The organism is Brevundimonas sp., from assembly GCF_046295595.1.
GTDB lineage: Bacteria > Pseudomonadota > Alphaproteobacteria > Caulobacterales > Caulobacteraceae > Brevundimonas.
Window position 1 is genome coordinate 1 of record NZ_JBKBMX010000024.1, and the last position, 20831, is coordinate 20831.

The window sequence follows — 20831 nt, forward strand, 5'->3', positions numbered from 1 at the left end:
GGCGCGCGGGGCCGGACGGGGCGGAGCGGGACGCGGCGGCGCCGGCGGCGCGGGAGCGGGTTCAGCGGCTGCCGGCGGCGCGGCGGCCCCGCCGTCGGCGGGCGCCTCGGCGCGGAGTTCGGGCTCAGGCGTGGGCGGCGGCGGGTGCGGCGGGCGGAACAGGGTAATCTCGACCGGCGGGCGCGGCGTCTGCACGGGGGCCGGCGGCGGTTCGGGCGGGCGCATCAGGACCACGCCGACCAGCAGGGCCAGATGCAGGGCGACGCTGCCCGCCCCGGCGAGCAGGCGGTTGCGCCGCCGGCCGGATGACAGCATTCCCCGATCCACGTTTCGTACAGACATTCACCGTCCGAGTGTCGTCGCAGACCTGATCTGTCTCCCTGCAGATCATTTGCTCGCGTCAGGATCGTGGCGACAGCGGGCGCAAGCAACGCTGCATATGGTCAAGCTGACATTTTCTCGCCCCGGACCCGTCATCACTCCGCCGTGACGGCTCAGCTAGCTGGGCCGTCGGGGACACACAGGAGACTTCACTTGAACAGATCGACTCTCAGGACGGCCGCGTTTTCCGGCGTGGTTCTCGCCCTCGGCTTCACCGCCTCCGGCTGCGCCAGCCACAAATTCGTGCGCGAGAACCTCGCCGTGGTCGACAACCGCGTCACCGCCGTCGAAGGCACGGCCGGCGAGGCCCTGTCGCGCGCCAACGCCGCCCACCATCTGGCCGAGGGAAAATTCCTCTATGAGGTCGTGCTGTCGGACGACTCGATGAAATTTCCGACCGACGAGGACGCCCTGTCGCCGGAAGCTGAGGCCCGGCTGGCCGAGCTGACGCAGCGGCTCAAGGCCGAGAACCGCAATGTCTATCTCGAGATCCAGGGCCACACCGACTCGGTGGGCGACGAGACCTATAACGAGCAGCTGGGTCAGGCCCGGGCCGAGGCGGTGCGCCGCTTCCTCAGCCGCGACGGCATCGCCCTGAACCGGATGGCGACCATCTCCTATGGCGAGGCGGCCCCGGTGGCCTCGAACGACACCGAGGAAGGCCGCGCCCAGAACCGCCGCGTGGCCATCGTCGTCCTCAGCTAGCGGCCGGAGGAGAGCGGTCGCCGGCGGCGGCTGCTCTCCCTTCACGCGGGCGGCGTCGCCCCGACCGTCGCCCCGAACACCCGGTGGAAACTGGCTCTGAGGGCCTCGTCGGCTTCGTCCATTGTCGCCGGGACGCCGAGGTCGACCAGGCTGGTGACGCCATGTTCCTGGATGCCGCACGGGACGATGCCGCCGAAGTGGGTCAGGTCCGGTTCGACGTTCAGGCTGACGCCGTGAAAGCTGACCCATTTGCGCACCTTGACGCCGATGGCGGCGATCTTGTCCTCCCGGCTCCAGCCCGGCCCCTTCCGCTCGACCCAGACGCCGACGCGCCCCTCGCGCACGCCGGCGGGCACGCCGAACTCGCCCAGGGCGCCGATGAGCCACTGCTCCAGCCCGCGGACGAAGGCGCGCACGTCGCGGCCGCGGTGGTTCAGGTCCAGCATGACATAGGCCACGCGCTGGCCCGGCCCGTGATAGGTGAACTGGCCGCCGCGTCCGGTGCGGTGCACCGGAAAGCGGCCGGCGTCCAGCAGGTCGGCGTCCTTCGACGACACGCCGGCGGTGTAGAGCGGCGGATGCTCCAGCAGCCAGACCCGTTCGGGGGCCTCGCCGGCGGCGATGGCCGCGGCCCGCGCCTCCATCGCCGCGACGGCGGCCGGATAGTCAACCGGTTGGGGAGCGACGAGCCATTCGACGGGGCGGCCGTCCTCGCGCATCAGCTTCGTTACGGCAGGGCTTAAGGACTGGGAAAGCATGTCGCCCTCAATGTGGGGATCGGGAGCGCCATGCAACAACCACCCGCCCAGTCCCCGCCAGTATCAGAGTCCCCCGTGAGCCAGATCGAAGCCGTCAACGTCGAGATCTCGGTCGTCCTCGGACGCTCCGTGCTGCCGATGAGCCAGCTGCTGCGGATGGGCCGCGGGGCGGTGATTCCGCTCGACGCCTCGGAGAGCGACGAGGTCTGGATCCTGGCCAACAACTATCCGGTGGCGCGCGGCGAGATCGAGATCCGCGAGGACCGCATCGCCATCACCGTCACCCGCGCCGCCGACGTCTACGACTTCATGGCCGGCGCGGCCTAGGACGAATCGACATTCAGCGCATCGAGACCATGGCGGCGGCCAGTTGGACGAAGCTGAGGAAGTGGGCGGCCAGTCTGTCGTAGCGGGTGGCGAAGCGGCGGAAATGCTTGAGCTTTGCGAAGCACCGCTCGATGCGGTTGCGCAGGCGATAGAGGGCGCGGTCGTGCGGGATCGGGGTCTTGCGTGAGCGGGTCGACGGGATGACGGCCTCGGCGCCGATCCCGGCGAGGTGGTCGCGCAGGGCCATGGAATCGTAGGCGCGATCGGCCATGACGGCGGTCGGGCGGAAGCCGTCGATCAGGGCAGGAGCGGCCTGGACGTCGCTGGACTGGCCCGGCGCGAGCAGGAGGCGGACGGGCCGGCCAAGGCTGTCGCAGGCCATGTGGATCTTGGTCGTCAGTCCACCTCGGGAACGCCCCACAGCCGGATCGAGGCCCCCCTTTTTGGGCCGGAGCCCCGACCGGTCGTCGCCTGCTGGTGCGCCCGCACCAAGGTGGAATCGAGCATCAGATACTGGTTGTCCCGGTCCTTGATCAGGTCGGCGAACACCCGCTCCCAGACGCCGGCCCGCGACCAGCGGCTGAACCGCTGGTGCGCTGTCTTCCACTTGCCGTAGCGCTCCGGCAGGTCGCGCCAGTGCGCGCCCGACCTCAGAACCCACAGCACCCCGTTCACGAAGAGCCGGTTGTCCGAGCCGGTCCGGCCCGGATCGCCCGCCTTGCCCGGCAGCAGCGCCGCAATCCGCTCCCACTGCGCATCGCTCAGTTCGTACCGCCTCACACCCATCCCGCCCTCCGCAAAAGCGGAGACCTATGAATCACGCATTCAGGCCGACGTGAATCCCTGAATGTCGATTGGACCTAGGGGGCGTGCACGTAATTTCGTCGTTCGACGGGTCCGCCTGCAGCCCGCACGTCACTGGGCTCGTGACCCGCTGCGGACTTGACAGCCGGGGGACGAGATGGCCCCCTCAGCCTGTGAAGCACGCTTCCAGCATCAGCTTTCCTCCCGCCTTGCCAACATCGAGATGCTCAAAAGCCGGGGCCGCCCCGTAGTCGTCCAGTCGCGTGCGGCAGCGGGCGCGACTGCGGCCGGCGGGACGCTTCGGCGCCTGCGATTTTACAAGAGGTAGAAATGATGTCGTCCCACGCGCTCGTTATCGTGCTTCTCGTCGCAGTGCCGCTGTGGGACATCTGGGACGCCCGTCGCCTGCGCCGCCTGGGCGCCACCCAAAGCCGCGAGTCGAGCTACCTGGCGATCGTCGCTGTGCTCTGGGCTCTTGCCTTTTGGGTGCTCTATCTCAGCCCCCTCGCTGTTCTGGTGGCCGCGCCGCAAGCACTCCTCTCCCCCATTGTCGCCGCCGCCCTCACTGCAGCGGTTCTTGCGGCGATGCTGGCTCCCGTGGTGGCCGGCGCGGCACACGCGCCGACGCGTGAGAAGGTCGTCGCGGCCACGGCGAGCGTCGCCTACATGCTGCCGCGGAGCAACCGCGAGATGGTGCTGTTCGCAGCGGTCTCCATCACAGCTGGCATCTGTGAAGAATTGATCTTCCGGGCGTTTCTCCCACGATACTTCATGGCCGAACCCTTTGGGTTCTCCATGCTGCCGGCTGTGGCCGTCTCCGCGCTGATGTTCGCACTCGCGCATGCAGGGCAGGGATGGCGCGGGATGATCGTCGCTGCGGCGGGGGCGCTGTTCTTCAGTGGGGCATACTACGCCACAGGGACGTTGCTCGTGCCGATTGTCCTCCACGTGGTCCTGGACCTTCGCGCCATAGCTTTCGCCGCGTTCGCGCGACAGAACTTGCCCGGGAGCGAGGCTTCGGAAACCGCCGTCTGACGGCGCAAGGCTCCCGTCCGACCGTCCGCGTCGGCTATCGGAGATCTCCGCGGCGGGCGACCTGGACCGCGGGGCCGGATCCCCAAAGCTGACATTACGAAGCTTTCATCTCGAAAAACGATAAATATCTTGATCGGTACTCGATACGTATATATCGATTATCGGTATGGCCGGTTTGGACGGCCGAGGGGAGATTTTTCAATGAGACTGATTGGCAAACGTTCGGTCGCCAGCGCCCTGCGCTGGGTCCTGGGCTTCGTAAACGTGTTCATCACCATTGGCGTCGTCGCCACCGCACTGGCTTTACTGGGGTCGCTGGTGCAGCCCGAATTCGCGACCGGCCTCATCGACGGTCTGGCCGACCGGCAAGAAGACAGCCTTCGCCCGTTGGCGATCAACGAACGGATCACCTTCCTCGCCGCTTTCGTCACCACCTGCAGCACCTGGTGGATAATCAACCGCCTGCGCCGGATGTTTCTGGCCGTTAATCTGGGCGACGCCTTTGAACCCGCCAATGTCGGCCGGTTGCGGGGAGTGGGCCTCGGCCTGATCGGCGTTCAGGTCAGCGCGCTGATCCTCGCCGTCAGCGTGCCTCACGACCTCGCGGGCGACCGGGACTACCAGCTCGACCTCGGCGCGTGGCTGGGCATCCTGATCGTCTTCCTGCTCGCCGAGGTGTTTCGCCAGGGCGCGGCGATGCGCGACGATCAGCAGATGACGGTCTGAGGGGGATCCGAACATGGCTATCGTTGTCCAGCTCGACCGTCTGCTCCTTGACCGCCGCATGTCCCTGACCGAGCTCAGCGACCGCGTCGGGGTCACCATCGCCAATCTGTCCGTCCTCAAGACAGGCAAGGCTCGCGCCGTTCGTTTCAGCACCCTGGACGCCTTGTGCCGGGAACTGAACTGCCAGCCCGGCGAACTCATGGTCCAGGCCCCCGGCCCCCAGCCGGGCGGAGAACAGGGGGAAGGCTGAGCCGCTGCTGACGCCAGGCGGGTCGCCGTTCCGGCGCCTCCACAACCCCCCTTCCCTTCCCCGCGTCTCTCCGCTATCAGCCCCCCTCCGATGCGAGCGGTCGTGGCGGAATTGGTAGACGCGCAGCGTTGAGGTCGCTGTTCCCTAACCGGAGTGGAAGTTCGAGTCTTCTCGACCGCACCATCGATTTATGTAAGGCAAATCAACGACTTATCGCTGATACATGGCAGGGAGGCCGAGCGTGACTACCACCGCAAAAGCCTCCCTGCCGCCTGCCGCTGATAGCGAAACCGATCACGACGCCCTGGACGATGACTACGTCCTGACGGCCGCCTTCGTCGAAAAAGTCGTCGACGCCTCCGACGCCAGCGACGGGCTGAAACTCCGCTCCCTGCTGGAAGACCTGCACCCGGCCGACGTCGCCGACCTGATGGGCTTCCTGACCGTCGAGCACCGCGGCGTGGTCGTGCTGTGGCTGCCGGCTGACCTGCTGGCCGAAACCCTGCCCGAGCTGGACGACGGCATTCGCGAGGAGGTGCTGGAGCGCGTCCCGCACCTGACCTTGGCCGAGGCCCTGCAGGAGCTCGATTCCGACGACGCCGCCGCCGTCGTCGAAGACCTCGAGGACGACCAGCGCGAGCGGGTGCTGGCCGCCATGCCCGACGTCGACCGCGCCGCGATCGAGAGCTCGCTGGGCTATGCCGAGGACTCCGCCGGCCGCCTGATGCAGCGCGAGGTGATGGCGGCGCCGGAGTTCTGGAACGTCGGCGACACCATCGATCACGTCCGCAAACAGGGCGAGGACCTGCCCGAGCTGTTCTTCGACATCTATGTCGTCGATCCGCTGAACCGGCCGGTCGGCAGCGTGCCGGTCAGCGGCCTGCTGCGCGCCCCGCGCACGGTGGCCCTGTCCGACATCATGGAGCCGGTCAACGAGATCGCCGTCGACCAGGACCAGGAAGAGGTCGCCTACATCTTCGAGAAATACCACCTCATCTCGGCGCCGGTGACCGATTCGGCGGGCCGCCTGGTGGGTCAGATCACCGTCGACGACATCGTCAACATCATCCAGGAAGAGAACCGCGAGGACATCCTGCGCCTCGCCGGCGTGTCCGACGAGGATCGCGGCTCGTCGGTGGCCGAGATCGTGCGCGGCCGGGTGCCGTGGCTGGCCATCAACCTCGGCACGGCGGTGCTGAGCGCCGTGGTCATCTCGTGGTTCAGGGTCACGGTCGAGCAGATCGTGGCCCTCGTCATCCTGTTGCCGATCGTATCGGCCATCGGCGGCAACGCCGGCACCCAGTCCATGACCGTCACGGTGCGGGCGCTGGCGACGCGCGAGCTGAACAGCTCCAACGCCCCGCGCACCTTCCGTCGCGAGTTCGTGGTGGGTCTGGCCAATGGTCTGGTGCTGGCGCCCCTGATCGGCGGAGCGGCGGCGCTGTGGTTCCAGGACTGGAGGATCGGCGCCGTGATCGCGGCGGCCATGGTGCTGAACCTGCTGGTCGCCGCCACCGTCGGCATGCTGACGCCCCTGACCCTGTCGCGGCTGAAGTTTGACCCGGCCGTGTCCTCGGCGGTGTTCGTGACGGCGACGACCGACTTCTTTGGCTTCCTGATCTTCCTCGGTCTGGCCACGATCGTCCTGCTGTAATGCCGCTGGACCGGCGCGGAGTTTGCTGGTTCTCCCGCTGAGCGAGCACGTCCGTCTCGATTTGGGTCAATCCGGTGTCTGACGCGACCACCCATCCGCTGAAGGTCTCCCGCGAGGGAGTCGTCCTCATCAAGAGCTTTGAGGGCTTCCGGCCCCGCGCGGCGCGGAACGAGGCTGGCCGCTGGGTCATCGGCTATGGCCACACGGCCTCGGCCCGCGAGGGTCTGACGGTCAGCGAGTCCGACGCCGAACTGCTGCTGCAGTACGACCTGCTGCCGGTGGTGAAGGCGCTGAGGGAGGGCGTCGGCGCCCCCCTCAACCAGCATCAGTTCGACGCCCTCGCCAGTTTCGCCATTTCCGTCGGCGTCGAACGGTTCCTCGCCTCGGACGTGTTGCAGCAGCTGAACGAGGGCCATGCTAGCGAGGCGGCCGACGCCCTGATCGGCTGGCCCGAGACGACGTCGCCGGACACGCGCCTGCGTCGCCGCGCCGCCGAGCGAGCCCTGTTCGTCGCCGATCCGGCCCGTCCGATGCATCTGGCCGACCTCCTGGTCGCGCCCCTGCCACCGCCGGCGCCGGACACGCCGGAGGAGGCACGGGACGCCGGGCTGAATGCGCCCGCCGAAGCCCGGGCCGCTGCGGTGGCGACCCTGCTGGGCGAGTTGTCGCCGGACACGTCCGCGGAGCCGGCGCCGGGCGAAGCGATCGCGACGACGGCGCCCGAGGCCGCCACCTTCCGGCCCACGCCATTCCGGGCCGCGCCCGCGCTGCCCACCGTGCACGTGCAGCGGTATTCGCCCTACGCCGCGGCCATCGTCGGCCCGCTGCCTGGCTTCCCCGCCGCGAGCGCCCCGCACCCTGCGCCGGACGCCGCCGCTCCCGTCGCACCGGTGGACGAGGTTGTCGCCGACGCGCCCGCTGACGACCTTGCACCCGCTTCCGCCGTCGGGACCGCGCCCGAAGCGCCGATTGTCGAGCCCGAAACCGAGCGGCCCGTCGTCCCGCTGGTCCCGCCGGAACCGGGGCTGTCGCCCTTCCCGCCCCTGCTCGATCCGCCGCTGGTGTTGACGCCCGCGACCGAAGCCGACTTCATCGAGGCCGAACGCCCCAGGTGGGAGCCTGATCAGCGCGCCGCGCCGGAGCCGTCATCCGCGGACAGCGTCCTGTTCGACGAGGAGCCGACCGCCTCGGTGCTGCGCCATGAGGTCGAGGCGGTCGCGCCCCGGCGTTTCGACTGGAGCGTGACCGGGGCCTTCCTGATCATGGGCGTGACCGGCCTGACCGCCTGCGCGGCTGCGGCCGCCGCCTTCCGCAAGGCCATGGTCGATCAGACCAGCCTGAGCGACTATCTCGTGATTGGATGGGTCCTGGCCCTGATCGGCGTGATCTGCGTCGGGGTGTCGTCGTGGAATCTGTACGCCCGCTGGGGTCGTCGGGACTGACTTTGCCAGCCGCCCGGCGCGGTGCTACCCCCGCCGGCATGAGCATTCCCAACGCCCCCCAATCGATGGATTTCGGCCTCGGCGACAACGCCGACATGATCCGTGAGACCACCGCCCGCTGGGCGACCGACCGTCTCGCCCCGCTGGCCGCGGAGATCGACGAGACCAACGCCTTCAAACGCGAGCTCTGGCCCGAGATGGGCGAACTGGGCCTGCACGGCATCACCGTCGAGGAAGAGCACGGCGGCCTCGGCCTCGGCTATCTCGAACACGTGGTGGCGATGGAAGAGGTGTCGCGCGCCTCGGCCTCGATCGGCCTCGCCTACGGGGCCCACTCCAACCTCTGCGTCAACCAGATCCGCCGCTGGGGCACCGAAGAGCAGAAGCGTAAATACCTGCCCAAACTGATTTCCGGCGAACACGTCGGTTCGCTGGCCATGTCCGAGGTCGGCTCCGGTTCCGACGTCATGTCGATGCGCACCCAGGCCCGCAAGGACGGCGACCGCTATGTCCTGAACGGCACGAAATTCTGGATCACCAACGCCCCGCACGCCGACACTCTGGTGGTCTACGCCCGCACCGGCGAAGGCAACGGCGGCGTCACGGCCTTCCTGATCGAAAAGGGCATGAAGGGTTTCAGCGTCTCGAAGAAGCTGGACAAGATGGGCATGCGCGGCTCGGATACGGCCGAACTGGTGTTCGAGGACTGCGAGGTCCCGGAGGAGAACGTCATGGGCCCGGTCGGCGGCGGCGCCGGCGTGCTGATGAGCGGCCTCGACTACGAGCGCGCCGTGCTGGCGGCGGGCCCTCTGGGCATCATGCAGGCGGCGATGGACGTGGTCCTGCCCTACCTTCGCGAGCGCAAGCAGTTCGGCAAGCCGATCGGCAGCTTCCAGCTGATGCAGGCCAAGGTGGCGGACATGTACGTCGCCCTCAACTCGGCCCGGACCTATGTCTACGCCGTCGCCCGCGCCTGCGACGCAGGCAAGACAACCCGCTACGACGCCGCGGGCGCCATCCTGCTGGCCAGCGAGAACGCGGTGAAGGTCAGTCTCGAGGCCGTCCAGGCGCTCGGCGGCGCCGGTTACACCAAGGAATGGCCGGTCGAACGGCTGGTCCGCGACGCCAAGCTGTACGACATCGGCGCGGGGACCAATGAGATCCGGCGGTTCCTGATCGGGCGGGAGTTGCTCGGCAGCTGAGGACGGGGCCCGTCGTCGGGAACCGGGAGGCGGCGAGGCCGGTTGCTTGTCCGGCCAAGGGAGACCCGCCATGCCCGCCAAATCCGCCGCCCAGCAGAAAGCCGCCGGAGCCGCCCTGTCCGCCAAGCGCGGCGATGCGCCGAAGTCCGGACTCAAGGGCGCTTCGAAATCGATGGCGGAGTCGATGACGGAAAAGCAGCTCGAGGACTTCGCCCACACCAAACGCAAGGGGAAGCCGGAGCACGTCAAGGACTGATCCGGCCGCTTGCCACAATGGACGATTGTTAAGTGGCGCGGGCGCGCTACCCTGCCTAGATCGAACCTTCCCGTCGCCCGAGTCCCGCAGCCGATGCCCGACTACGACTATCAGAGCGACAGCCGATCCTTCTCGCAGGTGATCGAGGACATCGGCGTCAAGGACGACCCGAAGCTGTATCTGGGGGAGTTGATCAACGCCTTTGGCGAGCGCGGCTTTGGCGCCCTGATGCTGTTCTTCGGCCTGCTGAACATCGCCATCGGCATCATTCCCGGCACGACCACCATCCTCGGCGCGCCCCTGCTACTGATGGGGTTCCAGCTGGCCATCCGCCAGGATCAGTTGTGGCTGCCGCGCTGGGCGCTGCGGCGCTGGATAGAGCGCGAGACCTACCGCAATGGTGTGGCCCGGCTGTTGCCCCGGCTGCGAAAGATGGAGCGGCTATCGCGACCCCGGTTCTCGATCATGACCAGCGAGGTCTCGGAGGTGCTGATCGGCGTCGCCACCGTGCTTCTGGCCTTCATCCTGATCCTGCCGATCTGGGGCGGCAACCTGATCCCGGCGCTGATCATCGCCACCTTCGGGTTCGGCCTGATGCAGCGGGACGGGTTGGCCATCATACTGGCCTGGAGCGCCATCGCCCTGATCTGCACGGCCGCCCTGATCATCTGGTTGGCCTGGACCTGGGTGTCGCCCTATCTGCTGCCGGTCTGGACCTGGCTCAACGGCCTGCTGCCTCAAGCATGGGCCTGGCTGAGCGGGCTTTTCGGCGGCTGAAACGCACGAGGCATCGGAGGGCGAACCCTCCGACGCCTGCGAGAACCGGATAACAGTCAGCCTTGGAACAGCGACATGATGAGTTGCGGCGTCTGATTGGCGATGCTGAGCGCCTGAACCCCCAACTGCTGCTTCGTCTGCAGAGCCTGGAGCTTGGCGCTTTCCTTCGCCAGATCGGCGTCGACCAGGTTCCCCACACCCGCCTCCAGCGCATCCGTCAGCTTGCCGACGAAGGTGATGTGAGTGGCGAGCGCTTTCGATTTGGTGCCCAGACGCGCGAGTGCGCCGGAGACCGCGGCGATGGAATCCGAGACGTCCGTCATTGCGGCGGTCGCGTCGGACAGGGTGCTGATCGATTGCGACGCTGTGATCGAGACGTTCGTGCTGCCCAGAGCCAGGACCTCGGCGCCGACCGTGAGGGTCGACGAGCCGTCAGCGTTGGCCAACGCCTCGAACCCCGTCGCGCCCGTGTCCAGCAGGTTGACCCCGTTGAAACTGGCGTTGGCGGTGACCGAAGCGATCTGGTCGCGCAGGGCGGTGAAATCCTCGTTCAGAGCGGCGCGAGCCGCGGTCTTCAACGACGCATCCGTGGCCGCGAGTGCCTTCTCCTTCATCTGGAGCAAGAGGTCGGAGACCGTCTCGCCCGCCGCAAGCGCCACATCGACCGCGGCGACGCCGCGATCGAGAGACTGTTTCACTGCGCCCAGCGCCCCGATTTCGGCGCGTTGGCCCTGGGCGATCGCCCAGATGGCCCCGTTGTCCTTGGCGTTCGCGACAGACTTGCCGGTATTGATCCGGTTCTGCGTGACAGCCAGTTGGGCGTTGGTCGCATTCAGGTTCTGGAGCGCTACCATAGCGCCCACGTTCGTGTTGACCGACATAACCATCGGTTGTCCTTCCATTCTGGTCGGGGGAAAACGGCCTTCTGGCCGTAGAACCGGTTCTGGTTCACGCAGGGCTACGCAAGGTTCGGGCCGCGAAACCACGAGCCACACGCTGTTGTTATTGCGCTATTTTTTCATTCAGCGGCGGCCGGAGCCCGGCAGTTTTGTCCGCCGGGACGCGGGCGCCGGCCGGACTTTCCGCCGCAGCCAAGGCCGATCCACCATATGATCGTTGTTTACCCGGGACGGCTTCGCTACCCCTGTCGTCTCAGCATTGGAGCCGTGCATGACCCGCCAGAGCGAACGGTTCGAGGGCACCTCGAACTATATCGCCACCGACGACCTGAAGATCGCCGTCAACGGTGCCGTGGCGCTGGAGCGCCCGCTGCTGATCAAGGGTGAGCCGGGCACCGGCAAGACCGTGCTGGCCTATGAGATCGCCCGCGCCCTGAACGCGCCGCTGATCACCTGGCACATCAAGTCGACCACCAAGGCCCACAACGGCCTGTACGAGTACGACGCCGTCTCCCGCCTGCGCGACAGCCAGCTCGGCGAGGAGCGGGTGCACGAGGTGCGCAACTATCTGAAGCCGGGCAAGCTTTGGGAGGCCTTCACCGCCCCTGCCCGTCCCGTGCTGCTGATCGACGAGATCGACAAGGCCGACATCGAGTTTCCGAACGACCTGCTGCAGGAGCTCGACCGGATGGAGTTCTTCGTCCAGGAGACGGGCGAGACCATTCGCGCCGAGGTCCGGCCGATCGTTGTCATCACCTCGAACAATGAGAAGGAGCTGCCCGACGCCTTCCTGCGCCGTTGCTTCTTCCACTACATCCGCTTCCCTGACGACGAGACGATGAAGGCTATCGTCGAGGTCCATTTCCCCGGGATAAAGCCGCGGCTGGTCGCGGAAGCGCTGCGGACCTTCTACGAAATCCGCGATACGCCGGGGCTGAAAAAGAAGCCGTCGACCTCCGAACTGCTGGACTGGCTGAAGCTGCTACTGGTCGGCGACATCGACCCGGCGACCCTGCGCGAGAAGACGCCCGGCAAGCTGATCCCGCCGCTCCACGGCGCCCTGCTGAAAAATGAGCAGGACATCCACCTGTTCGAACGGCTGGCCTTCCTCGGCCGCCGCGAAGGCGCCCGGCCGGGCGCCTAACCCGGCCCCCGCCGCCGATTACCGCGATTTCACTGGATTCCAGAGGACCGGAGCGCAGGATGAAGGCGACAAGGACCGTTACAATGCCCATGCGTTCGCTTCTGATGCCCGCTCTCTGCCTCGCAGCCCTGACCGCGGCCTGCGACGGCGACTCCGTGCGCATCTCCTCGACTCACACCCAGGACAGTGACGCCAAGGGCGCGCTGAAGGTGGTCCAGACCCTGCACTGCCCCCAGACCATGGGCTCGCTGACCCGCAAGGGGTCGGCTACCGCCGGGGGCGCCGTCTGCACCTACGCAGGACCGCGCGGAGCCGAGGTCAGCCTGCATCTGGTCAAGCTGGACGGCGCCACGCCGGCCGAGACCCTGACGGCGTTCGAGCAGCGCCTCTCGACCGCGATGCCTCAGGCCGTGGCGCAACTGACGGCGGCGGCCGACCAGGGCAAGGCGGCGGCAGGGGGGACCACCGAACCGTCCGCCGCCGGCGACCGCGCCTCGATCAAGGGCCCCGGCGTCGACATCCAGACCGAAGGGGACGACGCCACCGTCAGCCTGCCCGGGCTGCATATCGAATCCCGCGGCGACCAGGCCAGCGTCCGCATCGGCGGCTTCCATATCGACGCCAGCGATGGCGACGGCGCCGTCGATATCGAAGGCTCGGGCTCCGGATCGGGCGAGGGCGACAGCGTCAGCGTCCAGGCCCATCAGGACGCCGCGGAGATCCGCACCAGCGCCGGCGGCGAGTCGACCCGCGCCAGCTGGATCCTGACCGACAACCGGCCGTCGGAGGCCGGCTGGCGGCTGGTCGGCTATGAGGCGCGCGGCCCGGCCGGCGGCCCGCTGGTCGTCGCTACGGTGCGATCGCGCGACCGCGAACGTGGCAGTGTGTTCGAGGACGCCAAGGAACTGGTGACCCTCAACGTCGGCGAATAACCGCGCCCGGGGTTGATCGGACCGACCGGATGGGTCACCTGACCTGCCCAGCGAGCAGGAATACGCCTTGGCCGTCACGCCCCGATCGTCCCCCAAGATTGCGCCGCGCGCCTGGCAGCGGATGCTGTCCGGCCGCCGTCTGGACCTGCTCGACCCCTCGCCGTTCGACATCGAGATCGAGGACATCGCCCACGGCCTCGCCCGCGTCGCGCGCTGGAACGGCCAGACCATTGGCGAGCACGCCTTCTCGGTGGCCCAGCACAGCTGCGTGGTCGAGGATCTGGCGGCGCACATCCGGCCGGGGCTTGAGCCGAAATGGCGTCTGGCCGCCCTGCTTCATGACGCCTCGGAATACGTCATCGGCGACATGATCTCGCCGTTCAAGGCCGCCCTCGGCGTCAGCTACAAGGATTTTGAGGCCCGGTTGGAGCACGCCATCCACATTCGCTTCGGCCTGCCGGCGAAGACGCCGCTGGCGATCAAGAAGCTGATCAAGGAGGCCGACAAGGCCTGCGCCAATTTCGAGGCGACCCAGTTGGCCGGCTTCACGCCGACCGAGGCGCTGGGCTTCTTCGGCAAGCCGCCCGTCGGCTACGACCTGACCATCGACCCCCTGCCCGCGCCCATCGCCCAGCAGCGCTATCTGGAGCGCTACCGGGTGCTGGCCGAGGCGGTCGGCCTGGTCCCCGCCCCCGACGCCTGGCACACGGAATAGCGGCCATGGGGCTGCCGGCGGAACAGGGCGTTCGGATCGGTCTGTCGGCGGTGGTCATCGCCCTGCGCGAGCGTAAGGCCTGTGTCCTCACCACCCCGGCCGATGGCGCCCTGGCCCTGCCCTTCGGCCCGTTCGACCCGGGCCGCGACCGCACCTTCGAACGGGCCCTGCGCGACTTCGTGACCGCCCAGACCGGCTTCCGCCTCGGCTTTGTCGAACAGCTCTACACCTTCGGCGACCTGGGCCGGGACAGCCCGCGCGCCACACCGGGTCCTGAGCGGCGTCGCGAGGTCTCGGTCGGCTATCTGGCCCTGACCGCCGACGCCGCCGAGGCGCCGCTGGCCGAGGCGCGCTGGACGCCGGTGCTGGACATCTTCCCGTGGGAGGATCGCCGCGACGGGGCCGCCGCCTGCCTCCAGCCCCTGCTGGCCGGACTGGCCGCCTGGTCCGCAGGCGACTCCCGCCGCCAGGGCCGGGTCGACACCCTGTTCGCCCCGGCCACGCCGCATCGCTGGAACGAGGGCCGGGTGCTGGAACGCTATGAACTGCTCTATGAGGCGGGTCTGGTCGCCGAGGCGGCCCGCGACCGCGACCGGCCCAACCTGGCCGACGGGCCCGGCCGGGCCATGGCGTCCGACCACCGCCGGATTCTCGCCACCGGCCTGGGCCGGCTGCGCAGCAAGCTGAAATACCGGCCGGTGCTGTTCGACCTGATGCCCCCGACCTTCACCCTGTCGGAACTGCAGGCGGCCGCAGAGGCCGTGGCCGGCCTCTCGCTGCACAAGCAGAATTTCCGCCGCGGCGTCGAACGGACCGGGCTGGTCGAGCCGACCGGCCGCCTGTCCGCCGCGACGGGCGGCCGTCCGGCCGAACTGTTTCGCACCATCCGCGGCGACCTGTCCGCGGCCGAAACCCTCGGCCTGCCCCTGCCCGCCCTGCGCTGATTGCAGCCGTTCCGGGGACGGACCGAAAGGAACCGTCCGCGAGGGCTTGCGGCCCGGCCCCCGCCCCATTAGAGAAGCCGCTCGCTCGACCAAGCGTCCTACGGCCCCGCGGAGAGGTGGCAGAGTGGTCGAATGTACCGCACTCGAAATGCGGCGTGCCTTTACGGGTACCGTGGGTTCGAATCCCACCCTCTCCGCCACCGGCCTGTTTGTGGATGTTCGCGAACGTCCAGACTAGGGCTTTAATTCAGCATTTCAGCGAGGCCCCCGACGAGGTTCGCGAAATCATAAGGTCAGGGTTTGCATGCGACCTGGCCCAGGCCCAGGACGATCTCGGCCGAGCGATGATCTTCCACCCCGCCCCCGCCCCGGCCCAACTCATCGCTGAGGGCCATGAGGAAGCGACATTGATCGCAAAGTGAAGGCGTTCCACTGCAGATCCTGATGCGCGACGCCGTCGAAGAAGCCCTCAGGGCAACGCCCAGCACAACCGCGGCTCCGAATGGCGCATGCGTCGGCGACATAGCATTCGCCCCGTTGAGACCACGGCCCTCTGGAGGGCGAACAACGTTCAGGCGGAGACATTGCTGTCGAGATCGCCCGCAGAAGATGACCGCTCCCCGATGGGTCGGTTGTCCTGGCCCGGGGGCTTCGGGAGGCAAAAGAGAGAAGCGGGCGCGTGAGCGCGCCGTGTTCCAGACGGGTGATGTCAAATCCTCTCGCACGTGGCGGGCCCAGGCGCGCAGTCACGACGCCGCGAGACGCAGTTCGTCGCGGCCGTAGACGTCAGGATGGAAGATCAGCCCCCCTCCGGCCCGGGGTTCGACGGTCTGGTATACGAGCAGAACGACCGTCGGCTCCTGCAGGTCGACGCGCTGCTCGGGTCGCCCCGTCATCATCGACGCCAGTTCGGCGCCGAACAACCACTGGCCGAGCCAGCGGGCGTCTTCCACCCGAACACAGCCCGCACTGAGGGTTCGGCGCGCCCGGTCGAAGTCGCTGCGGGCGGGCGTGTCATGCAGGTAGATGCCAAGATTGTTCGGGAGCATGAATTTTACGGTCCCCATCATGTTGCGAGGTCCGGGCTTCTGCCGCAGCCTGAGCCGATGCTCGCCCGCCTGGACCGCTGGCCAATCGATGGACTCCGGTCTGAGAACCGCGGCGTCAGGTGACCAGCCCGCGAGCGCCTCAAGGTCTCGCTCCCGGAACGCCGCGGGCCCGCCTTGCCGCACGGCCGGCGCGATCTGGCTCCGGACCAAGTCCTGGGGGATGTTCCAATAAGGCGTCAGAACGACGTGGCGGATCACGCCTGCCAGCATCGGGGTTGGGGCTGTCAGGCCGGCCCACCACCACATTCATGGTTCGAACCGGCCGCCCCCCCTCCGTGGCCGTGAGGGACGCCCCGGCGATGTTGACGAACACCTCCCGCTTCCCCGGTCGGGCCGGCAGCGCCCGCAACCGGTCCAGATTGAGCCGGATTAGCCGGTCGTATTCAGCAGGGGGCGTGTTCAGGGCTTCAACTGTCGCGCGGTCCAGTTCGCCGGACGGCCGAATCCCGTGCCATTTCTGAAAGTCGTACAGGCGCGCTGAAAACACGGGATCCAGTTGGTCGCGAACGCCACCAGGGCGGCCGAGCCCCAGCCGCCCCCGAAGCCTGGCGACACGATCGTCGCTATCGCCGAGCCGTAATGTGGGTCCATGGGGCGTCGACACGGGAGGAAGCGCGCCCCATTCGGCGCGCCAGCGCCGGTAGGCGGCCGATAGCCTGTCGAACTCGGGGTGGCGGCGGAACGCCGCGTCCACCGCCGCAGCCGAGCCTTCCCCGGCGGCCACGGACGCCAGCAGCTCGCCCGGCGTGGGCCTCTGGACCTGCGGGTCGACGCGGATCAGGTCGTTCCCGGGCGATGTCCGGCCGTCGTCAGCGACCAAGGCGACGAAGGCGGTGGAGAGACGTGCCTCAAGCGTCCCCTCCGATGCCCGGCCCCGGGCGGACGCCTGAATCAGGTCTGCAAGTCCTGCTTCCTGGGTGCGCCGTCGCTCCACGGCTTGATCGCGCGGCTCCTGGTCCAGGTATTTTATCAGCCGTAACCCCGCTGCATTCGGGCGGCCGCCTTCGGTCCAGATCGGCTGAAAGCGGCGGGCCGCATAGAACCCGGCGATCTCGGCCGGAGCAGCAGCGGACCGCAGGCCGCTTTCGAACGCTCTCTCAGGCGGGAACAGCGCCGCTTCGGCGACGGCGCCGGCCCCGAGGAGGAAGCCGCCGGCAGCGACGATGATCGCAAACCGGCGGCGCAGCACTGTCGCCAAGGCGACCATTTGAGCCAATCAGCCCCGTTCGCCGGCCCACTGGCTGGCCGAGCCGGTGCTTTGGTCGGACATCGACGACTGGGCGCCGTAGGGCGTCCCGGTCTGGTTCATCTGGCCGGTCTGGCCCATCTGACCGGAGCTGGCGGCGGAGCCCCCTGACTGGGTCTGGCCCGTCATCGTCCCGGTCCCTTGGGCGCCAGTTGAGGAGTTGGTGTTCTGGGCGGAGCCGGTCTGGCTTCCGGCCGTCTGGGCGACGGCCACGGTCGCGAGAACAAGCGCGCTCGCGGCGGCGGCGATGGCTAGTTGCTTTTTCATAATACTCTCCTGCGGGGATAATCCCGCCCAGTGAACCGAAAGTTTCAGGGACTTGTTCCGATCATCCAATATTTGTCTGCTGACCGCGAATTGGCCCGCTTACTTATGTCGACCACCAGACTCAAGCACAGCTTAGCTGCGGCTCATTATTTTTCGCCCCTCTACATAACAACTTCAAAGGCATGCGCGGCACGTCGGAGTCATGCGGGAGCGGCGGCAGCCCCCGCAGTCGAACTTTCGCTCACGGGATTGAAGGACCCGTCCCCCCGCCGCTCCGACCGCAACGCGTCCTGGCCGATCCGCCCGTATCAGGTTCGGAGGCGGAATCCTCAGTGCAGGCGGGGTCGCCCGGCGCGCCGCGCAGACCCGGCGGTAAGGACCGGAAGGTCAGCCCGCGTCGGCGATCAGTTCGTCTATCACCTCCAGGATCCGCCGGGCCGCGTAGTGGTGTATCATATGGCCGAGACCCGGGAGGTCGATGAACTCGCCTTGCGGCAGCAGGGCCGCTAGCCAGCGGCCATGAACGCCGTTCAGCACCACCAGGTCGCGATCCCCTCCCACGATGCGGACGGGGACGTGGCAGAACGGCGCCAAGGCGTTCAGCCGGATCAAATCCGGCATGGCCGCCGCCGAGTCCTCGGCCACGCGGACGGCGGCCTCGGGGCGCCCGGCCAGGGTGAAGGGGAAGTCCGCCAGCACCGCCTTTGGGATGGACTGGGGCAGGTACATCGCACGCCACAGCAACGGGAAGAGAACCCGGTCGCTGGTCGCCCCCGCGAGGAGGCCGAGCCCCTCCGGCGCGAAGGGCGCTCCCCGGGGACTGAACAGCAAATGCTCCAGCCGCGCCTCGGGTTGGACCAGCGGGGCGAGCGCCACGACACCCCCGAGCCGGCCCGGCCGGCTCATCGCCATCGCAAGCGCCACGGAGGCCCCGAACGAATGGCCGACGATGACCGGCTTCCCCAGTCCAAGGAGGTCAAGCGCTGCGTGGAGGCTTTCGGCCTGGCGCCAGAGGCCCGCGTCCGCGAAACGGCGGGTGGTGCTTCGCCCGAAGCCCGGGCGATCGAAGGCGATCACCCGCCTCCCGGACGCCAGCAGGCTCCCGAGAGGGATGGTCATGTCCTCGAGCGTGGTCAGGACGCCGTGGAGCAGGACAATCGGGCGCCCCTCCCCTTCCTCGACATAGGCGAGGGAAAGCCCGTCGGGGAGCTCGACGAAGCGTCGCTCCCGCTCGCAACCCCGGCGGTCGATCAGATTGACCGCGGGCTCCTGCCTGGTTGTCATCGCTCGCCTCGCACGGGACCGGGCCTCCGCCGGCGACAGTGGCTCGCGGCGGTTTTCGTTCCCTCCGCGTGAGGCGGCGACAGCAGAGATGAAGCGGGCGAAACCGGGAGAAATGGTCGTCGGCCGCCGTTCCTGATGAGGTCCGACATCGCCGCGTGCGGGCCCCAGGCGGCCGACGACCGGCAACCAATCCGTTGTCCGGCGGTTGGCGCCCCGGGAGCGCCTCCATGATCGCGAACCTCTACGCACGGGCCTACCATCTGTTGAGACCGGACCGTGGACGCGCCGCTGCGCTGGTCGCCGCGAATGTGGCTCTCGGCGCGCTCGCCGTTGTGGAGCCCGTCCTGTTTGGCCGGGTGGTCGATTCCCTCACGCGCGGCTCGGAGCCATGGACACTGATCGGGCTGTGGGCTGGTCTGGGACTCCTGAGCATTGCGGGCGCCGCCGCCGTTTCACTGCTGGCCGACCGCATGGCGCATCGCCGACGGCTGGCGGCCATGAACAAGGCGTTCGAGCGCGCCGTCACCCTGCCTGCCCCATTCGTTTCGGAGCAGGGCACCGGGCGCATGATCCGCACGATGCTGTCCGGCGGCGACGCGCTGTTCGCCCTCATCCTGTCGTTCTTCAGGGAGCAGCAGCCGGCGCTGGTCAGTCTGGTGTTGTTGGCCCCGCTGGCCCTCTGGGTGAATCCGGTTCTGGCCGCGGTGCTGATATTGCTGGCGGCAATCTACATCGCGGTCAGCTGGGTCGTGGTCGGCAAGACCGAGGCCGGTCAGGCGGAGGTCGAGCAGCACCATCAAGCGGTGTCCGGCCGCATCGGCGACGTCATCGCCAATGTCGGCGTCATCCAGGCCTATACCCGCACCCGCGCAGAGGGCGCTGACCTTCGCAGGATGACTGGCCGTCTGCTGGGCGCCCAGTACCCTGTACTGAGCTGGTGGGCCGTGCTGATGGTCATGACCCGGGGCGCCTCGACGCTGGCCATGGCGACCCTGTTCGCCGTCGGCTCACTGCTGCTGGCGGCGGGACAGGTGAGCGTCGGCGAGATCGTGAGCTTCATTGGCTTCGCCAGCCTGCTCATCGCCCGCCTTGACCAGTTGTCAGCTTCCATTTCCCGGGGGTTCATCCAGGCCCCGACGCTGAAAGGCCTGTTCGAGTTGATGGACACGCGACTGATGATCGCCGACGCGCCCGACGCGGAGCCGCTGGTCGACATCCGCGGCGAGGTCGTGTTCGAGCGCGTCAGCCACTGGTTCATCGATACTCACATGGGGGTGTTCGATATCGACCTGCGCGTGCCGGCGGGGGCGAGGGTCGCGCTGGTCGGAGCCAGCGGCGCGGGCAAGACCACGCTGATGAGTCTGCTCCAGCGCCAGCGCGAGCCGACCGTCGGACGCATTCTGATCGATGGCCAGGACGTCAGGCGCGTCACGCTGGCGTCGCTCCGGTCCGCGATCGGCGTCGTCTTCCAGGACGCCGGCCTGTTCAACCGGTCGATCGCCGACAATCTGCGGCTGGCGTGGCCGGACGCCAGCGACGCGGAGCTGGAAGCCGCCGCGCGCGCCGCAGAGGCGCATGATTTCATCGTCGCCAAGCCAGGCGGATACGGCTTCGTCATCGGCGAAGGCGGCCGGCTCCTGTCCGGCGGAGAACGCCAGCGGCTCGCCATCGCGCGAGCGATCCTCAAGGACGCGCCGATCCTTATCCTGGACGAAGCGACGAGCGCCCTCGACACGATCACGGAACAGAAGGTCAAACTGGCCCTCGACGCCGCCGCCGCCGGCCGGACCACCTTCGTGATCGCGCACCGGCTGTCGACCGTGGTGGACGCTGATCTGATCGTGGTTATGGAGAAGGGGCGGATCGTGGAGACCGGACCGCCTGACGAACTGCTGGCCAGCGGGGGGACGTTCCATGCGCTGGCGCGTCAGGGCGGGCTGGTGCGCGACAACGGGACACGCGGGCCCGCCTGAA

General features: G+C 68.2%; 22 protein-coding genes, 2 tRNA genes and 1 pseudogene. 17 read left to right on the top strand and 8 right to left on the bottom strand.

All coding sequences use genetic code 11. From position 1 onward, the window contains the following. Positions 1 to 315: pseudogene (locus tag ACK4JY_RS13340) on the bottom strand (peptidase M56); the annotation flags it as partial. A 219-nt stretch (positions 316 to 534) separates the two neighbouring features. On the opposite strand from ACK4JY_RS13340, the gene ACK4JY_RS13345 reads away from it, so the two are divergent. Further along, positions 535 to 1086, top strand: coding sequence for an OmpA family protein (locus ACK4JY_RS13345; protein WP_409606498.1), 552 nt, complete (start codon positions 535 to 537; stop codon positions 1084 to 1086). A gap of 41 nt (positions 1087 to 1127) precedes the next feature. On the opposite strand, the gene lipB is transcribed toward ACK4JY_RS13345, so the two are convergent. After that, positions 1128 to 1844, bottom strand: coding sequence for a lipoyl(octanoyl) transferase LipB (gene lipB, locus ACK4JY_RS13350; protein ID WP_409606500.1), 717 nt, complete (start codon positions 1842 to 1844; stop codon positions 1128 to 1130). A gap of 30 nt (positions 1845 to 1874) precedes the next feature. On the opposite strand from lipB, the gene ACK4JY_RS13355 reads away from it, so the two are divergent. Further along, positions 1875 to 2171 carry a FliM/FliN family flagellar motor switch protein gene (locus ACK4JY_RS13355; protein ID WP_409606502.1) on the top strand — a complete coding sequence of 99 codons (297 nt, stop codon included), beginning with the start codon at positions 1875 to 1877 and terminating at the stop codon, positions 2169 to 2171. Positions 2172 to 2184: 13 nt separating this feature from the next. On the opposite strand, the gene ACK4JY_RS13360 is transcribed toward ACK4JY_RS13355, so the two are convergent. Then, a protein-coding gene (locus ACK4JY_RS13360; protein ID WP_409606504.1) for an IS5 family transposase occupies positions 2185 to 2957 on the bottom strand; the annotation gives its coding sequence in 2 pieces (ribosomal slippage) (positions 2185 to 2603 and positions 2603 to 2957; 774 coding nt in all). Between the two features lie 348 nt (positions 2958 to 3305). On the opposite strand from ACK4JY_RS13360, the gene ACK4JY_RS13365 reads away from it, so the two are divergent. The 9 genes from ACK4JY_RS13365 (at position 3306) to ACK4JY_RS13405 (ending at position 10317) form a co-directional block, all read left to right on the top strand. After that, positions 3306 to 4010 carry a CPBP family intramembrane glutamic endopeptidase gene (locus ACK4JY_RS13365; protein WP_409606506.1) on the top strand — a complete coding sequence of 235 codons (705 nt, stop codon included), beginning with the start codon at positions 3306 to 3308 and terminating at the stop codon, positions 4008 to 4010. Between the two features lie 201 nt (positions 4011 to 4211). Then, positions 4212 to 4736, top strand: a complete 525-nt coding sequence (locus ACK4JY_RS13370) for a DUF2975 domain-containing protein (RefSeq protein ID WP_409606508.1) — start codon at positions 4212 to 4214, stop codon at positions 4734 to 4736. 13 nt (positions 4737 to 4749) lie between these two features. Beyond that, a complete protein-coding gene (locus ACK4JY_RS13375) occupies positions 4750 to 4986 on the top strand; it encodes a helix-turn-helix domain-containing protein (protein WP_409606510.1) in 237 nt (78 codons plus the stop codon). Positions 4987 to 5082: 96 nt separating this feature from the next. After that, positions 5083 to 5169, top strand: a tRNA-Leu gene (locus ACK4JY_RS13380). 58 nt (positions 5170 to 5227) lie between these two features. Beyond that, positions 5228 to 6640 carry a magnesium transporter gene (gene mgtE, locus ACK4JY_RS13385; protein ID WP_409606512.1) on the top strand — a complete coding sequence of 471 codons (1413 nt, stop codon included), beginning with the start codon at positions 5228 to 5230 and terminating at the stop codon, positions 6638 to 6640. Positions 6641 to 6714: 74 nt separating this feature from the next. Next, positions 6715 to 8082, top strand: a complete 1368-nt coding sequence (locus ACK4JY_RS13390) for a lysozyme (protein WP_409606514.1) — start codon at positions 6715 to 6717, stop codon at positions 8080 to 8082. Between the two features lie 38 nt (positions 8083 to 8120). Then, entirely contained in the window at positions 8121 to 9284 is a 1164-nt protein-coding gene (locus tag ACK4JY_RS13395) for an isovaleryl-CoA dehydrogenase (RefSeq protein WP_409606516.1), read from the top strand. Positions 9285 to 9354: 70 nt separating this feature from the next. After that, the gene (locus ACK4JY_RS13400) at positions 9355 to 9540 is read left to right on the top strand and encodes a DUF3008 family protein (protein ID WP_409606518.1); all 186 of its coding nucleotides are present in this window, start codon (positions 9355 to 9357) and stop codon (positions 9538 to 9540) included. A 93-nt stretch (positions 9541 to 9633) separates the two neighbouring features. Next, a complete protein-coding gene (locus ACK4JY_RS13405) occupies positions 9634 to 10317 on the top strand; it encodes an exopolysaccharide biosynthesis protein (protein WP_409606520.1) in 684 nt (227 codons plus the stop codon). A 56-nt stretch (positions 10318 to 10373) separates the two neighbouring features. Here the strand turns inward: ACK4JY_RS13405 and ACK4JY_RS13410 are convergent, their stop codons facing one another. Beyond that, on the bottom strand, positions 10374 to 11204 hold the full coding sequence (locus ACK4JY_RS13410) for a flagellin (RefSeq protein WP_409606522.1): 831 nt from the start codon (positions 11202 to 11204) through the stop codon (positions 10374 to 10376). A 283-nt stretch (positions 11205 to 11487) separates the two neighbouring features. On the opposite strand from ACK4JY_RS13410, the gene ACK4JY_RS13415 reads away from it, so the two are divergent. From ACK4JY_RS13415 to ACK4JY_RS13435, 5 genes are all read left to right on the top strand, one after another. After that, a complete protein-coding gene (locus ACK4JY_RS13415; RefSeq protein WP_409606524.1) occupies positions 11488 to 12360 on the top strand; it encodes an AAA family ATPase in 873 nt (290 codons plus the stop codon). 89 nt (positions 12361 to 12449) lie between these two features. Then, positions 12450 to 13292, top strand: a complete 843-nt coding sequence (locus tag ACK4JY_RS13420; RefSeq protein WP_409606526.1) for a methyltransferase type 11 — start codon at positions 12450 to 12452, stop codon at positions 13290 to 13292. A 121-nt stretch (positions 13293 to 13413) separates the two neighbouring features. Beyond that, positions 13414 to 14007, top strand: a complete 594-nt coding sequence (locus ACK4JY_RS13425) for a YfbR-like 5'-deoxynucleotidase (RefSeq protein ID WP_409606575.1) — start codon at positions 13414 to 13416, stop codon at positions 14005 to 14007. Between the two features lie 5 nt (positions 14008 to 14012). Continuing rightward, complete coding sequence (locus ACK4JY_RS13430) at positions 14013 to 14951, top strand: NUDIX hydrolase (protein ID WP_409606528.1); 939 nt, start codon at positions 14013 to 14015, stop codon at positions 14949 to 14951. A gap of 110 nt (positions 14952 to 15061) precedes the next feature. Then, positions 15062 to 15151, top strand: a tRNA-Ser gene (locus tag ACK4JY_RS13435). 546 nt (positions 15152 to 15697) lie between these two features. Here the strand turns inward: ACK4JY_RS13435 and ACK4JY_RS13440 are convergent. The 4 genes from ACK4JY_RS13440 to ACK4JY_RS13455 form a co-directional block, all read right to left on the bottom strand. After that, on the bottom strand, positions 15698 to 16258 hold the full coding sequence (locus ACK4JY_RS13440) for a L,D-transpeptidase family protein (RefSeq protein ID WP_409606530.1): 561 nt from the start codon (positions 16256 to 16258) through the stop codon (positions 15698 to 15700). Further along, positions 16140 to 17267 carry a hypothetical protein gene (locus tag ACK4JY_RS13445; RefSeq protein ID WP_409606532.1) on the bottom strand — a complete coding sequence of 376 codons (1128 nt, stop codon included), beginning with the start codon at positions 17265 to 17267 and terminating at the stop codon, positions 16140 to 16142. Before ACK4JY_RS13445 ends, ACK4JY_RS13440 begins: the two co-directional genes overlap by 119 nt. 9 nt (positions 17268 to 17276) lie before the next feature. Further along, positions 17277 to 17573, bottom strand: a complete 297-nt coding sequence (locus ACK4JY_RS13450) for a hypothetical protein (RefSeq protein WP_409606534.1) — start codon at positions 17571 to 17573, stop codon at positions 17277 to 17279. 387 nt (positions 17574 to 17960) lie between these two features. Next, positions 17961 to 19043 (bottom strand): alpha/beta fold hydrolase, encoded by a 1083-nt coding sequence (locus ACK4JY_RS13455; RefSeq protein WP_409606536.1) that lies wholly within the window; start codon positions 19041 to 19043, stop codon positions 17961 to 17963. Between the two features lie 41 nt (positions 19044 to 19084). Here ACK4JY_RS13455 and ACK4JY_RS13460 point away from each other — a divergent pair, with 41 nt between their 5' ends. After that, a complete protein-coding gene (locus ACK4JY_RS13460) occupies positions 19085 to 20830 on the top strand; it encodes a glucan export ABC transporter ATP-binding protein (RefSeq protein ID WP_409606538.1) in 1746 nt (581 codons plus the stop codon). The last annotated feature ends 1 nt before the right edge of the window (position 20831 follow it).